12 protein-coding genes are annotated in these 15,452 nt (G+C 49.9%); 6 read left to right on the top strand and 6 right to left on the bottom strand.

All coding sequences use genetic code 11. The annotated features are described in order from the left end of the window. Positions 1-85: 85 nt before the first annotated feature. Genes prsT through EYB30_RS17530 form a run of 3 tightly spaced genes read right to left on the bottom strand, consistent with a single transcriptional unit; the run spans position 86 to position 4,423 of the window. Complete coding sequence (prsT, locus tag EYB30_RS17540; protein WP_166840667.1) at positions 86-2,845, bottom strand: XrtA/PEP-CTERM system TPR-repeat protein PrsT; 2,760 nt, start codon at positions 2,843-2,845, stop codon at positions 86-88. 31 nt (positions 2,846-2,876) lie between these two features. Continuing rightward, on the bottom strand, positions 2,877-4,121 hold the full coding sequence (gene wecC, locus EYB30_RS17535; RefSeq protein WP_166840663.1) for a UDP-N-acetyl-D-mannosamine dehydrogenase: 1,245 nt from the start codon (positions 4,119-4,121) through the stop codon (positions 2,877-2,879). 59 nt (positions 4,122-4,180) lie between these two features. Next, positions 4,181-4,423 carry an acyl carrier protein gene (locus tag EYB30_RS17530; protein ID WP_166840660.1) on the bottom strand — a complete coding sequence of 81 codons (243 nt, stop codon included), beginning with the start codon at positions 4,421-4,423 and terminating at the stop codon, positions 4,181-4,183. A gap of 158 nt (positions 4,424-4,581) precedes the next feature. On the opposite strand from EYB30_RS17530, the gene EYB30_RS17525 reads away from it, so the two are divergent. From EYB30_RS17525 to EYB30_RS17500, 6 genes are read left to right on the top strand one after another with little or no spacing between them, the layout of a single operon-like run. After that, entirely contained in the window at positions 4,582-6,174 is a 1,593-nt protein-coding gene (locus EYB30_RS17525; protein WP_166840876.1) for an acyl-CoA ligase (AMP-forming), exosortase A system-associated, read from the top strand. After that, entirely contained in the window at positions 6,171-7,409 is a 1,239-nt protein-coding gene (locus tag EYB30_RS17520) for a pyridoxal-dependent decarboxylase, exosortase A system-associated (RefSeq protein WP_166840658.1), read from the top strand. The genes EYB30_RS17525 and EYB30_RS17520 overlap by 4 nt, the downstream gene beginning before the upstream one ends. Next, entirely contained in the window at positions 7,406-7,804 is a 399-nt protein-coding gene (locus EYB30_RS18835; RefSeq protein WP_166840656.1) for a GtrA family protein, read from the top strand. The genes EYB30_RS17520 and EYB30_RS18835 overlap by 4 nt, the downstream gene beginning before the upstream one ends. 12 nt (positions 7,805-7,816) lie before the next feature. Continuing rightward, positions 7,817-8,773, top strand: a complete 957-nt coding sequence (locus EYB30_RS17510) for a glycosyltransferase family 2 protein (protein WP_166840654.1) — start codon at positions 7,817-7,819, stop codon at positions 8,771-8,773. Then, positions 8,774-10,228, top strand: coding sequence for a glycosyltransferase family 39 protein (locus EYB30_RS17505; RefSeq protein WP_166840652.1), 1,455 nt, complete (start codon positions 8,774-8,776; stop codon positions 10,226-10,228). Then, positions 10,225-11,178: a sulfotransferase gene (locus EYB30_RS17500; RefSeq protein ID WP_166840650.1), complete on the top strand. Its 954-nt coding sequence runs from the start codon at positions 10,225-10,227 to the stop codon at positions 11,176-11,178. Before EYB30_RS17505 ends, EYB30_RS17500 begins: the two co-directional genes overlap by 4 nt. An 8-nt stretch (positions 11,179-11,186) precedes the next feature. On the opposite strand, the gene EYB30_RS17495 is transcribed toward EYB30_RS17500, so the two are convergent. From EYB30_RS17495 to EYB30_RS17485, 3 genes are read right to left on the bottom strand one after another with little or no spacing between them, the layout of a single operon-like run. Further along, complete coding sequence (locus EYB30_RS17495; RefSeq protein WP_166840648.1) at positions 11,187-13,709, bottom strand: PHP domain-containing protein; 2,523 nt, start codon at positions 13,707-13,709, stop codon at positions 11,187-11,189. Positions 13,710-13,727: 18 nt separating this feature from the next. Then, complete coding sequence (locus tag EYB30_RS17490) at positions 13,728-14,582, bottom strand: hydrolase 1, exosortase A system-associated (protein WP_166840646.1); 855 nt, start codon at positions 14,580-14,582, stop codon at positions 13,728-13,730. Beyond that, entirely contained in the window at positions 14,579-15,415 is an 837-nt protein-coding gene (locus EYB30_RS17485) for an alpha/beta hydrolase family protein (protein WP_241698078.1), read from the bottom strand. Before EYB30_RS17485 ends, EYB30_RS17490 begins: the two co-directional genes overlap by 4 nt. Positions 15,416-15,452 lie beyond the last annotated feature (37 nt).

Raw genomic sequence — 15,452 nt, 5'->3', positions numbered from 1 at the left:
GTGTAAATTTATCTGACAGCTGCTTTGCAACTGGAGATTGCCATGTGCCTGCCAATTAGGTTGCCAGCACATGGCTTGGTGAGTGTTATGGTAAAGCCGCCATTAAGGTTGTTTTACGCGCCATCAGATTGGGATCATCGCTGTTCACGGCGTTTAGTATCTCTTCTGCTTGTTGATAAACTGCGGTTTTTATCAATAATTCGGCATAATTTAACTGCACTTCAGCATTAGCCGGCCTAAGCTGCAGCGATTTTTCATACTGTGCTTTAGCTTTGTCGTACTGGCCTAGCGCGAACAAAATTTTGCCGTATGAATCCAGAATATCCGGATGGTTGGCATTAATTTTCATTGCCCGCTCTATATAGGGTAAAGCGTCTTCCGTTTTACCTGCTTGTTGTAGTACCCAGGCGTAATTATTTAATGAGATAAGGTTATCTGGTTCTTCTTCTACCAGCTTCTGGTAAATGCTGACCGCTTTGTTAACATCGTCCTGCAGCAGCAGGTTGGCATAAAACGCCCGTAGCGCTTTGTTGTCGCCGTGTTTGGCAAAATGCTCTTCAACGAAGGTTACCGCACGGCGATAGGAGATATCCTTTGCCGTGGCTTCGGCAATCGCCAGGGCTGTCACGGGCGAGGGGTGTTGGTTGTATGACTTATGCAGTGACTGCAGCCCCGGTGTGAGTTGGTTGTCCAGCAGTTGGATACGGCCTTTATGATACAGCATATCGGCGTTTTCAATAATGTCAGCCGGCAGTTGTGCATAAGTTGCTAAAGCACCTTTGTAATCTTTATTTTCGGTTTGCATATGCATTTTGGTTTTCAGCAAAATGGCATTTTGCGGGTGTCGCTGTAAGGTGTTATTCACTATCCGCAGCGCTTCGTCATAGCGTTTTGCTGAGGCTAAAAAATTAACATGGGCAAAAGTGGCCGGCAGGCTATTGGGGGTTTCATTTAACCAGCGCTGCGTTACTTTAAGGCCAGGCTCAACTTGATTAAGCGTGGCATAAGCGCGTGACAACAGCAGGTAAAATGCCGGTGGCAGTTGTTGCTGCTGATCGACGACGGGGGCAATCAGTGAAACTATCTCCGCCGGACGTTTATTCAGCTGATACAGGTTCGCTAATAATAGCCTGAGCTGAATATTATCAGGGTGCGCTTTTTGTGATTTTTCTACCAGGGCAATGGCGACTTCGGGCTTGCCCTGGCGGCTTTGTGACTGGTAGTAGTTAGCCAGCGCGGGTTGATAGTCAGAACGTAGCGAAATCGCTGTTAGCAGATGCTGATCTGCCAGTGCTGTATCGTTTTCCTGTTGCGCCACCACCGAGAGCAGGAAATAGGTAAATACATTGTCTTCATCAGCAGCAAATGCTTCAGCCAGCAAGGCTTTGCCGCCGCTGAGGTCCTGTTGTAATAAGGCCAACAGCGCTTTTAGATTGTAACCTGCTGCAGCGGTCTCGGTGTTGTTTATCCACTCATCAGCCAGTGCGGCGGCCTTATCGTATTGCTTCAGCCGGATATAGCTGCCGGCTAAAATAAGCCGGGTATGATGTTGGCTGGGATCAAGCAGTAAAGCCTGCTCCAGAGCCTGAATGCCGGCGGTTTCCTGACCGCTGATACTAAGTTTAAGCCGGCCTAAGGTTTGCAGTGATTCGGCATCTTCGCTGACCACAAATTGCTCATAGCGTGCTATCAGTTCAGCCGCTGCGGCATCGTCGCCTTTTTTTATCAGTTCTAATGCAGTTGTGGAGATTAGCGCCAGGTCCTGGGTAGTTAACTCGGTTGTACTTATCGATTGCGCTGCGTCCAGCGTTTCCCCGGCTTTTAACTGTAAAGCCGTATATAGCCGGTTAATGTCAGGCAGTTGCGGTAAATATTGTTTTACCGCAGATAAGTGCACCAGGGCCTGGGTTTCCAGCCCTAACTGATAGTTGGTTAAACCGGCCAACACCCGGCTTTGCAACGTATTGTGCTTTGCCTGTAAGGCTTTATCGATATGTTCTTTGGCGGCTTGATAATTTTGTTTCTGGTATTCAACAACGGCGGTTAAATAATTCGTCAGGCCATGTTCTGGGGCGGCCTTTTGTAATTGGTTTAGATGGCGCTCTGCTTCGGCAAACTCGCTTTTTTGCACTAAAATCTGCGCTGCCAGCAACCTGACTTTTAATGCTGATGGCATATAGTCCAGATAACGGTGCAGCCCCTCCAGAGCCGCATCGTGCTGTTTTAATATTAATGCGACATGCGCCTGCATTAGCACGGCCTGAAAATACACCGGGCTGTCTGTTGCTATCTGCTGTAATTTCAGCTGGGCGTTGTCATAGCTTTTAGCGCTAATTGACAGGGCGGCCTCGGCGAATAAATTGAGATCAGTTTGTTCAACCAGCAACAGCTCATCAAATAGTGGTACGGCACTGTCAATGCTACTGAGTTCAATTTCTGCCAGGGCCTGATATAACTTGATATAGTTTTCTGTCTGTGGGCTTAGCGTCGTTGTCTCATCTAATCCGGCCAGCACGGCCTGATAATCTTCTGCCAGATAGCGTGCCTGTATCAGCGGAATAGCGACTACTGAGGCATCAGCACCGAGTTCCAATGCGCGTGACAACTCTTTTGCTGCTGAGACAGGGTCACCCAGTTGCAGATAAAGCTTACCCAGAGCCTGGCGGTAGTCGGCTTGCTGCGGTGACTGCTGTATGGCCGATTTCAGTTCGATCACCGCGGCGTTATATTTTTTCTCGGCGATGTAATTTTGAGCATCAGTATAATGCTCGGCGGCGTCTTTACTGCCACAGCCTGTGAGAATGGCCAGCATAACAGCGCTGGCCAGTAGAGTTGTTTTTTTCATCGTACACTCCCTGTAACACGTAATAAATTAACTAACCGAAAATCCCTCTGGTGTCGATAACGACTTTAGTGGCCACATCAGCAGGGTGTAGTGTTTTAAATTGTTTATGGTCAACCAGTACCACCAGAATATTCGCCTGCTCCAGCGCTTTCGGCAGCGGCGTCAGCCGTGCAGAGTGCTTGGCATGTTTGTTTGGCAGTTGCTTAATATTCGGTTCTACCAGCAGGATTTCGCCAACGTCACTTTCCAGCAATGCCATGGCGATATCCAGTGCAGGGCTTTCACGCAAATCGTCAATATCGGCTTTAAATGCCAGACCTAAACAGGCTATCACCGGCTTTTTAAATTGGTCAGCTGCCTGTTTAATCTTGTCGATGACATAGTGTGGTTTACTATCGTTTATTTCGCGAGCTTTACGGATAATTTGTGCCTGTTCTGGCGCTGAATCGACAATAAACCAGGGGTCAACGGCAATACAATGGCCGCCGACACCAGGGCCGGGTGACAGAATGTTCACCCTCGGGTGACGATTTGCCAGTTTAATCAGCTCCCAGACGTTGATTTTTAAATGGTCGCAAATCATCGACAGCTCGTTGGCAAAGGCAATATTGACATCACGAAACGAGTTTTCGGTTAGTTTCGCCATCTCAGCGGTACGGGCGTTGGTTAGCAAGCATTCACCACGGACAAATAAATGGTACAGCGCTACCGCCTTTTGCGCACAGCGCTCGGTAATGCCGCCGATGATGCGATCATTACTGACCAGCTCTTGCAATACCCGCCCAGGTAGCACCCGTTCCGGACAATGCGCAATATAGACATCCGCTTTATCAGGGTCTTGGTGAGGCATCACCAGATCCGGGCGCAGCTCTGCCAGCCAGGCTGAAATTTTATCTGTGGTACCCACCGGGGAGGTAGACTCCAGCACAATCAGATTGCCTTTGCTAATCACTGGGGCAATATTTTCCAGCGCCGCTCTGATATAGCTTAAATCAGGGCTTTTATTCTCTTTAAAGGGGGTTGGTACCGCTATCATAAAGGCTTCGGCCGGTTCGGGGCTAAGCGATGCTTTGAGCTTGCCGGTGGTTACTGCCGCCTGCACCAGCATGTCTAAGTCCGGTTCAACAATATGAATTTTACCCTGATTAATAGTGTTAACTGCGTGCTCTGATACATCTACACCCAGTACTTCTATGCCACGTGAGGCAATAACCGCCGCTGTCGGTAAGCCGATATACCCTAAACCGATAACTGAAACTTTGGAGAATGTCTGCATACTGTTTCCTAAAGCGTTAATTAGGTTTTGATAATACTGTTGCCCGGACAGAAGGCTTCTCAGGCGGCTTGCTTTTGTTCAACAAATTTACGCAACTGACCAAAACTCTCAAACACCTCAGCGGAGATTTCGTCGTCGTTTATTTCAATACCCAGCTGGTCTTCGAGTTCGGTAATGACGGCGATAACCGCCATGGAGTCAAATTCTGCGATAGCACCGAGCAAGGGTGTGGAGTCGGTAAATTGTTTATCAATTTGCAGTACATTGCGCAAAATATCGGCGAGCAGTTGTTGATACGACATAACGCTTTTCCTTAAGTGATTTATCTGTTCCTGTATTTTGCAATACCGGGCCTTGCGCTAAATTAATGACGAAGACGCTAAATTCCAGTCGGTTTTTTTGCAAAACTGTTTTATTATTGCACACAAAAGGATGAAAAGTGAAAGGTCTGAAGGACGCTATGACCAAAAATATCTACCAGCTTATCACCCAGTCTGCTGCGCGTTATCCAACACGTCCAGCGCTGCATTTTAAACACCAGACGTTAACTTATGCTGAATTGCAGCACGGAGTCAGCAGTACAGCCGCGCTGTTACAACACTGCGATGTGCAGCGCTTCGACCGCGTCGCGGTGTATTTACCGAAACAGTTTGAAACGGTATACAGTTTATTTGGCAGCGCCATGGCAGGTGCCGTTTTTGTGCCGGTAAATCCGGGGTTAAAGGCGGCGCAGGTAGCGCATATCCTGCAGGACTGTAATGTGCGGGTGCTGGTGACCAGTAAAGCGCGCTTAGCCGACATTGAAGCTGAGCTGCACCTGTGCACTGATTTACATACTGTGCTGTTAACGGATGCCAGTTCGGCGGATATTGCACCGCTGGCGCATATCCAGGTTAAGGCATTTGCGCTTAACAACGATATGATGCCCAAGGTACAGCCTCATGCCACTGATGCCGATATGGCCGCGATACTCTATACCTCAGGCAGTACCGGCAAACCCAAAGGTGTGGTGCTGTCGCACCGCAATATGCTGGTGGGTGCGCACAGTGTAGCCAGTTACCTTAATAACACCTGCGATGATGTTGTGCTGGCGTTATTGCCGCTCAGTTTCGACTATGGTTTGAGCCAGCTGACGACCGCCTTTTTAAGCGGGGCCGCTGTAGTGTTGCTGGATTTTTTCTTAGTACAGGATGTGGTGCGCGCCGTGCAAACCCATCATGTCACAGGCATTGCGGCCGTGCCACCCTTATGGGCACAACTGGCCAAAGCCAACTGGACTGCGGACAGCAGCAAAAGCGTGCGTTACCTGACTAACTCAGGCGGCGCCATGCCATTACCGCTACTTAATCAGTTGCAACACATTTTTAGCCAGGCTGAGCCGTATTTAATGTATGGCTTAACTGAGGCATTTCGCTCAACTTATCTTGCGCCAGCCGAGCTTGCTAAGCGGCCGGGCTCTATGGGCAAAGCAATACCGAATGCAGAAATTGTGGTGGTGCGTGAAGATGGCAGCCTGTGCGGCCCGAATGAACCTGGTGAACTGGTTCACCGTGGTCCCTTGGTTAGCCTGGGCTACTGGAATGCGCCGGAAAAAACCGCTGAGCGCTTTAAGGCCGATCCAGTGGCCCCCAAAGGTATTCAGCTACCGCAACTGGCGGTGTGGTCAGGCGATACCGTGCGCTATGACGAGGAGGGTTTTTTGTATTTTATTGGCCGGCGCGATGAGATGATTAAAAGTTCCGGTTATCGCATTAGCCCGACCGAAGTGGAAGAGGCCGTATATCAGTTAAGTCCCTTGTTGCAGGACGTCGCTGCTATTGGTGTACCGCATGCCGAGCTTGGTCAGGCTATTTTGGTGTTATTTGCCTGTAAAGATGGCCAACAGCCTGACACCGACAACTGGAGCAATCAATTAAAGCGCAGTTTGCCCAATTTTATGCAGCCTAAAGCCTTAGTTGCTCAGGCAGTACTACCGAAAAATGCCAATGGTAAAATTGACCGTAAATTGCTCTCAGAGCAGTATCAGGACTATTTTAATGAGGCAACAGTATGAGCCAGACGATAGCGGTGCAGCATGAATCGATGTCGCAGTTTTGCCAGCATAACAATGCGCTTATGCTGGGCGGCTTTAGTTTACAGCAAATCAGTACCATGCTGGATAAAGACGTGTTTTACGCTTACGACAAAGCGGTGATTCAACAGCAGGTTCAGCGTTTTCGTGCGGCGGTGCCGCCGCGGATTAAGTTGCACTATGCTATTAAAGCTAACCCTTATTGGCCGGTAATACAGTATTTGCGCCCACTGGTTGATGGTTTTGATGTGGCGTCGCAAAAAGAAATGCTGCTGGCGCTGCAAAGTGGTATGGCGGTGCGGGACATCAGCTTTGCCGGCCCGGGTAAAACGGATGCTGAGCTAAGCGCTGCGATTTGTGCTGGCGTGACGTTAAACGTTGAATCTGCAGGCGAGCTAAACCGCTTGTGTCAGCTGGGGCGGCAACTTCAGCAAACCCCGCAGGTAGCACTGAGGGTTAACCCGGCATTTGAATTAAAAGCCTCTGGCATGAAAATGGCCGGTGGCGCTAAGCCGTTTGGTATTGATGAAGAGCAGGTGCTGGAGTTGCTGGCAAACATCGCTGACATGCCGGTTAATCTGCGCGGTTTTCATATTTTTTGTGGCTCGCAAAATTTAAAGCCTGAAGCACTGATTGAAGCGCATCAGCTTACCTTTGCCCTGGCGGCAAAACTGGTTGCTGCCTGCCCGTACAAGCCTGAGCTGATTAATCTGGGCGGCGGTTTTGGTATTCCCTATTTTCCCGGTGAGAAACGGCTGGACTTAACGGCAGTATCCGCCTCGTTGCAGCAATTATTACAGCAGTATAATGAAGCGTTCAACGATATTGAGCTGGTGATTGAGCTGGGCCGTTTTCTGGTGGCAGAAGCCGGTATTTACGCCTGCAAGGTGGTGGATAAAAAAGTATCGCGAGGCACCACCTATCTGGTGTGTAACGGTGGTTTGCATCATCATTTGGCTAACTCGGGAAATTTTGGTCAGGTGATCCGCAAAAATTATCCGGTGGCCATCGGTAATAAACTCAGCAGCGACACGACAGAGCAGGTGACTATCGTCGGCCCTTTGTGCACGCCGCTGGATATCCTGGCCGACAGAGTCACCTTACCGCAGGCAAACGTGGGGGACTGGGTAGTGGTTTACCAGTCTGGTGCTTATGGCCCCACGGCCAGCCCACAGGATTTTCTCGGCCATCCGGCGGTAGCGGAAATTCTGCTGTGATATCGGTCACCTCGGACAGTCGTCTGGCGACCTTCAGCCGGTTTTTGCTGACCGGGGGCCTGGCAACGGCGATACAGTTTTTGTTGCTATGGCTTTTTGTCGATATGGCCAAATGGAACCCAACATTTTCTTCGGGCCTGTCCTTTGCACTAAGTGCCTGTGTTAACTACGCTTTAAGTTACTATTTTACCTTTGCTGCCAAGGTGTCACACCGTACTGCTACGCTTAAATTCGTGGTTATGGTGTGCATAGGGTTATTGTTAAATACGTCGTTTTTTCACTTGTTCAATTATTTGTTATCCGGCCAATATTTATTGGCCCAGATGGTATCAACACTGCTTGTCATACTTTGGAATTTCAACATCAGTAGTAAATGGATATTTAACAAAACATGAAGGGAGATACTTATGACGCCAGGCCCTGCCAGCAAGCCCAATCTTGCTATAGTTATACCTTGCTATAACGAAGAAGAGGTATTGCCGATAACCGTTGAGGTGATGTTGGCCAAAGTTACCGATCTGATTAAACGCGACAAAATCAGTGCTGCCAGCCAGATTTTTTTTATTGATGATGGCAGTAAAGATCAAACCTGGAGTCTGATACAGCAATATGCAGAAAAACATCAGGCTGTCAGGGGGATTAAGCTGTCACGAAACAAAGGCCATCAAAACGCCCTGTTAGCGGGGTTAATGACGGCAGAGGGTGATATTTTAGTCAGCATTGATGCGGATCTGCAGGATGATATCGATGTTATCGAGCAAATGATAGCACGCTATGCCGATGGCTGTGATGTGGTTTACGCTGCCAGGGCAAAACGGCAAACCGACACGGCCTTTAAAAAGATGACTGCAGAGCTGTATTACGCCATCTTGCACAAAATGGGCGTAAATGTGGTATTTAACCATGCTGATTACCGTTTACTGAGCAGAAAGGCGATTGAATCTTTAAGAACCTTTAGCGAAGTAAACTTGTTTTTACGCGGTATAGTGCCGCTGCTGGGGTATAAGTCAGACACCGTTTTCTATGACAGGGCACAGCGTGCAGCGGGCGAATCTAAGTATCCGATTCGCAAGATGCTCGCTTTTGCTATCGAAGGCATCACGTCTTTTTCTAATGTTCCGCTGCGCCTTATTACTTTTCTTGGTTTTAGTGTGTCGGTTTTCGCCTTTGCAATGATTTTTTGGGTCGGTTGGATTAAATTTTTTACCGACACGGCCGTTCCCGGTTGGGCGTCAATTTTGATACCGATGTTTTTTCTCGGTGGCGTACAACTGCTTAGCCTGGGGGTGATAGGGGAGTACATCGCTAAAATCTATATGGAGACCAAGCGCCGTCCAGCGTACTTTATTGATAAGGTGGTCTGAATGTTGCGCGTCTTATTTTTTCATTTACACAGCTTTGTGTTAGCCAGCTTACCCTGGCTGGCGCTACTCAGTGTTGGCTTTATGATTGTCAGCCAGTCGGGCTACAGTGATCTGCAAGCTTATACGGTGGCAGCTATGGTTACTGTACTGCTATTTTCGCTGCTGAGGTTATCCGGCATAAAAAATAAGCAGCCGCGGTTGTTGGCCCCGCTCGTTGTTAGAGTGTTATCTGTGCGACTTAGCGTCTGGCCGCTGGTGATTGCCGGCGTATGCTTACGGCTAATCTGGTTTGTGGTTTTTGACGTGCAGCAGGTATCCGATTACAGCACCTACACCTTGTTAGCGAATAAGCTGATTGCCGGGGCGCCCTATGAAATAGCCGGAACTAAAGCCTATTGGCCTGTTGGTTATCCCGCTTTTCTGGCGGGGACGCATTTAGGCCATTTTCCGGTGACGGCGTTCAGTATTTTTTTACTGAATATCCTGCTATATCTGCTTTCCAGTTATTTTATCTACCATATTGCCAAGCGGCTTTTTAATACAGAAACCGCTGTGCTGGCGCTGGTTATCGTCACGTTTTGGCCGTCAAACTTTGCTATGGTTGGTATGGCGTTTAAAGAGTACCTGGTTTACACCCTGTTAGCCGCTTCAATCTATTTATACCTTACTAAAACGCATTATCTGTACTTTGTTATCAGCGGAGTATTGCTTGGCTTTTCTGCTTTGGTGCAGCCTGGCACCCTGTTATTTGTCAGTGTGTTTATTGTGGCAGCCTGGGCGGCGGCTAAACCGGTTAAAAGGCAATTGCTGCAAATACTTGCGCTGGTTATTGGTATGGTGATCGCCATATCCCCCTGGACATACCGGAACTATCAGACGTTTGATCAGCTGGTGTTAATTAGCAGCAATGGCGGGTCTAATTTTTTCCGGGCGAATAATGATCTGGCTCATGGCGGTTATCTTGAATATTTTCTTGATGACATTGAAGCCCTGCCTGAAGCAGAGAAAGATAAAGCCTATAAAGCGTTGGCGATAGACTGGATTAAGCAAAACCCGGGCAAATTTTTAAGCTTGTCGTTACGTAAAGTCATGCTGTTTCTTGGTGATGACAGTACCGGCTTTTATCTTTCGCTTAAACAAGCGGCAGAGCAGCCGGTAACCAACCTGGTGTATCTCGTTGCCAAACTGTCGGCCAATATGTTTTGGTTACTGCTTTGGTTGTTGCTGTTGTTGCGGGTAAAACAGTTTAATACGTTAGCGAAACAACAGCCTGAACTGCTTACGCTAACCTTAGGCTTTATGTATTTTTTAACCATCCATGCGGTGTTTGAAAGCAATGCTAAGTATCATTTCCCGGCCAGTTGGATGTTAGCCATCATGGCGGCGGCATCGTTATCTATGCGGGGTAAATCAGCCAGGGACGCTCAGCTAAGTAGCGTAAAGGACGACGAATGAAACATATTTTGCTTTTTGGTATGCCTCGCTCGGGCACGACCTGGTTGGGAAAACTCTTTGATGCGCAGCGCCAAACCTATTACCTGCATGAGCCGGACAGTGTCGATGCCAATATCGCGATACCTTTACTGTTACCTGTCGGCCAAGCGATGAGCAGCGAGTTGCCGGCGCAGCTGCCACGCTGGTTAGCGAGTAAGGCTGAAAAGGTTATTGCGTCCAGACCGTTTTTTAATAAAGACTATTTAAATCCAATCAGTTGGGGGCTATTTCTGGCAACATCCTATGCCACTAAGGCAGCAGGGCGCCTGGGGCTAAACGGTTTACTTAAACCGGTGCGTCTGCAGTTTGGCGCGGCGCCGGTGGTGGTGTGGAAATCCATTGAGTCTTTGGGCCGAATGGCGGCTATCCGTCAGTTAACAGAGGCGCGCTGTATTCATATTTTACGCCACCCCTGTGGCCATATTGCATCAACGCTAAAAGGCCAGGACGCCGGTTTATTTGACGGCAGTTTACCTATTTGGCAAGACTGGGATTTGTTTGACAAACTGCTGCAACAAAGTGGTGATACGCGCTTTACGCTTGACGATGTAAAGCAAATGACGAAGGAGCAGCGGCTGGCGCTGCGCTGGGGATTAATTAACGATTTTGCGCTGGCACAAGCTGACGAACAGCACACTATGGTGCTGGTGTATGAAGATTTATGCAAGGATCCGGCAGAAGTGTTTCAGCGCTGTCTGGCATTTTGTCAGCTAACGCCGGATAGGCAATGTCTGGATTATTTGCGCAGCTCAACCCAGGGCAATGACGACAGCGCGTATTACAGCACCACTAAAGATCCGCTGACATCGGCCTATAAATGGCGTAAACAGCTGAGCGCAGCGGTGCAACAACAGATTTATGACGTCATGATCCAGTTTAACGCCGGGCGTTATTATCAGGATGATTTTTAAGCACCGTTTTACCAGATAAACCGCAGCGGGTTGGTGTAAAAGTAGTAGCGCTGCCCCTGTGGGTTTACTGTGTAGCCACGTAGCCTTACAGCGGTATCGCTGCTGGTGCTGTTAAGCTGATGCTGTGCCAGCCAGCGGCCATCAGTTTGCTGCTGTAAAGGCAGTACCAGGCTGCTGATGGCGTCTTGTTGTATCACGATAAGCTCGGCCTGCGGCGCACCGACCGGCTGACCTTGCCAGTCAGAGTTGTTTAAGTGCAGTGACAACGTAAGCGTTAGCGTCGAGTTCGGTGCAACGGTTAATCGCTGGCCAACATAAGCTGTTGTGCCCTCAGCGGTACTGGCATAAAAGTCAACTGTGGCAACCGCATTACCGTGTGAACCCCAGAACTGGCCTTTTCGCAGCGCGTCAAACACGGCGCGGCTGGTGTTGACGTTGGAAAAAATATGGGTGCGGGAAAACTGGCAGGGCGCATAGTCGAGCGTGTCATTGTGATAATCTGAGTTGGCCAGCGCGCCCCAAACATCCAGGCCTTGCTGCAGTAATTTATCCCATTGACCACCAACAATGGCTACGGCCGGGTCCCAACCGTGCACAGTACGATAATGATAGGTGTAGCTGCCATTTTTTTTGCCTTGTTGCCGCTGATGGCCTGGGCCGCCTTCAAACCCAAGTAAGTTGCTGGCTTGACTGCGCCATTGCAACACATCAAACAGGTTTTCTGCGCCAGACAAATCCTTTCTGCTGGGATGGTTATAAAACAGTATTGCCTGTTGTTGGCGCAGCGCCGGTTGGTTGTTTAGCCAGTCCAGCGCCTGTTGTGCGCTGTAGGGCGTGTTAGCGCCACTGTCAAACTGCTGGCGAAATTGTTGTAACAGGCTAGCGGCATCATCGATATCTGGCAGCAACAGCCCCAGATGTTCGCGGCCTTTAAACGGCAGTACATTCCATTCCAGGCCGGTAATGACAGTGAGCGGGGCAAAGCGCGCTCTGGCTGCTAGTATATCCTGCTGGTAGCGGCTGGTATCAAATTTGTTTAAACCACGATCCGAATGGTCGGTCAGGGCAATGACATCACAACCTTGTGTTTGCGCCAGTTCGGCCAGATCTGCAATAGTTCGGGCCCCATCTGAGTAGCGGCTGTGCAGGTGTAAGTCTGCTATCAAGGCGCGGCTGGCCGGGCGGCGGTTGTCTGTTATACCCAGCGTACTTATACCGGGCCAGGGTTGAGCCTGCTGGTACAGTTTTAATTGCTCCAGCCTGGTTTGAATTTGCTGCTCCAGTGCCTGAAAGCCGCTGCCCTGATAGCCGCCTAACCGGCTGATAACCTGTTGCTCAGACAAACGCTCGGGTAAGTCATGCACAGCCGGCATCATGGCTATTTCCATATCGTCAGTGTCGAAGTGCGCTAAGCGAGCGCTACTGATACTGCCTAAACGCTCAGCGAACATAATACCGGCCCGGTCGGCGGCTAAATCGGCAAAACTAAAGCCGGAGCCGCCGCTGTCGGCATCGAGAATCTCTTTTAAGTTACCAATCTGGGTTGAAATATTCGCATTGCCCAGCTGCTGAAATACGGCGGAGTATAAAAAGTGCAGCGCTAAATCGTGCCGGCCCAGCAGGGTGGCTTTGGGCAGCTGAGGCACCTGGCTGATGTCGGCCTGTGGGTCGGCGTAGCGGATAAAATAGCGGTTGCCAAAGCCAACCGCCAAGGCCCACATAGCCTGGCGGTATTCACGCTCGGTATTGCTGTCATCGGCGTGGTTGGCGGCAAACAGTAACAATTCGCGGCTGAAAAACGCCAGCCGTCGCTCTTCTGGGTGTTGTAGGCTAAGCTGCTGCAGATGGTTAAGGTATAGGGCGATGTCCGGCGCAAACTGCGTGTCGCCCTGTAGCAGGTCTCGCGCCATATTACGGGCACTGTATAACTGCGGGTTTAAGCGTATTTTCAGCGCACTGGCGTTTTCATCAACAAAATGTAGTTTTCCTTGCGCCAGTTCGCCTTTGCGCAGTAATGACAACAGCTGTTGATCAGCCGGCGATGCCAAAGCCAGTTTTACCGCGCCGGCTAGCATGGCGTTGGCAATAACGCCCGGCAGCGCTATTTTACCCAGTTTGCAATGATCGATGGCAAAGCCATCATCGCCTGGCAGTAACAGGCAATACGCGCTGATCATCCGGTTAGACGTCAATTGCCAGTCACTGCGAATGGCAACACCAAAGTCGGAAATTACACCGCTAAACTGCAGCGGCGCTGCGGTATAGCTGGCCACATTCATCAGGGCATCGAGCTGAGCCTGTTCAAAGCGCAGTTCAATCCTGTCATCAGCCTTACCTAGCTGGCGTAAAGTGCCACTGAGTACTTTACGGGCTGTGGTGACATCTTTGCTGCTAATGCGGTTGCTATTACTCTGGCCGCTAGTGGTTAGCAGCCACCACAAACCGGCCAACAACGCCAGCAGTATCAGTAGCCGGCGTAGCCAGGGGTTAACAAAACGGCGGTGTTGCTGTTGTCCGTTGCGGCTGGCCATAGTGTATTGCCTTGTTGGCTAGGTTAACTGTTGCAGCAGTGTTAGCGTGGCCTGTTCTACCTGTTCGCGCCATAATCGGCTGGAAAAAGTATGGTTGGCATCGCTTATCTGCAGATGTTGTGCCTGCGATAAACAGTCCGCCCAGGGACTGTCAGTGGCGCATAGCTGTAAAAACTCTTGCGCAGTTAAGTCGTTACCACTGGTAATTAACAATACCTTACCGCTGAATTTTTGCCAGCCACTTAGCATCAGCTGGACATAGTTCTCTGCGCTGGCCTGGCTGGTGTGCTGCGCCGGGCGCTGTTTTGCCTTGCGTTGCTGCGCCGTTTGCCACAAGCCGGTGACACTCTGACGCAGTGCGACACCACCACCGAGTAGCTTTTGCCAGAATTGGCGGCTAAACAGCCGTTTTACATAGTAATGTTTCAGCATCACTTCAGCATGGCTATGTTGCTGGCGAACCCAGGGGTTTAACAGTATAGCGCCGCTAATACGTGGGTCAGGGGTGTTGGCATATAACAAGATAGCGCTGGCCGCATCGCAAAGGCCCCACAGCACCAGATGCTTTACATCAGGGCAGTGCTGGAAAAAGGCTGATATAGCTGCTGATATATCGGCATCCTGCTGGTAAAAGGCCTGTTTTTCCCCCGAAGCATCGCCCATGCCGCGGCTATCCAAACGCATAGAAGCAATACCTTGTTGTGCCAGCGCGCGGCTTAATTTAATAAACTGGCGGTGACTCCCGACCCGATATTGCGGCCCGCCAACAATTATCAGCACGCCGGTGTGGTAGTTAGTGCCGCTATCTGCGCTGTGCAGCACTGCGCTAAGGCTGGCATCAGCGCAGGCTATGCTGATATAACGCGGGCTCATGCTCTACCCTCACAAATTTGCTGTACGGTTAACTGAATGAGTGCATCGGCGCTGGCTAACTCACTGGTTTGCCAGTAAGGCTCGGCGTTTAGCTGCACAAAGTTTACCGCAACAGCTTGTTGTAACTGTTGTAGCTGCTGTTGTACCGGCAGGGCAATGTTGTCTAGCTGTGAGGTTTCAAACCAGCTCAATTCAAACTGACTCAAGCAGGTGGGCAGGGCGGTGTGCATTTGCAGCAGGCTGTGATAAAACGGCGTGCTGATCGGGTAGCCGGCTATTTCAATAAGCTCGCCCTGGTTTAATTGCTGCTCTAAGGCTTTTTGGCTTATTTTAGTGCCGGCGGCCATGGCTTCAGCCACTTTAATCCGCACAAATTGCTGCCAGAACTTCTCCACACTATATAGCGGCTGCCAGAAAATCAGTTTTCCCGGCGTAAGCGGCAGCGGATGCTGATTCAGTAAATCGAACAGTTGTAACACGCCAAAGCGAACGGCGATAAAGCTGACTTGCGCAAAGCCCTGTTGCTGCAACAGGGTAAGTAGTTGCAGCAAATCTGTGCGCCAGATAGCGGTGGTGGCGCTGTCTAAGTCGCCGTCACTATCGCCGGTGCCATAATTATCCAGCATAAAACAGCTGTGGCCCTGCGCCGCCAGTTGGCGCATTAAGGCGCTTAGCAGATGACGGCTTTTGTTCATTTCTTCAGCGAAAGGCGGCAGTATGACGATCGCCGTGTTGGCAGTTAACTGCAGCGGCGCATATAAAAAGTTATGGCCGGTACTCATTTTAATAAAACCGTTTTGCAAAGCTGCGCTTGCTGCCGGATCCTTTTGCAATGTTGCCTCCTGCGTCCATATGCCTTAATCAGTTATC

Origin of the sequence: Rheinheimera pleomorphica (assembly GCF_011634895.1) — a bacterium.
Classification (GTDB): Bacteria; Pseudomonadota; Gammaproteobacteria; order Enterobacterales; family Alteromonadaceae; genus Alishewanella; species Alishewanella pleomorphica.
This window is presented reverse-complemented; position numbering and strand designations above follow the sequence as displayed.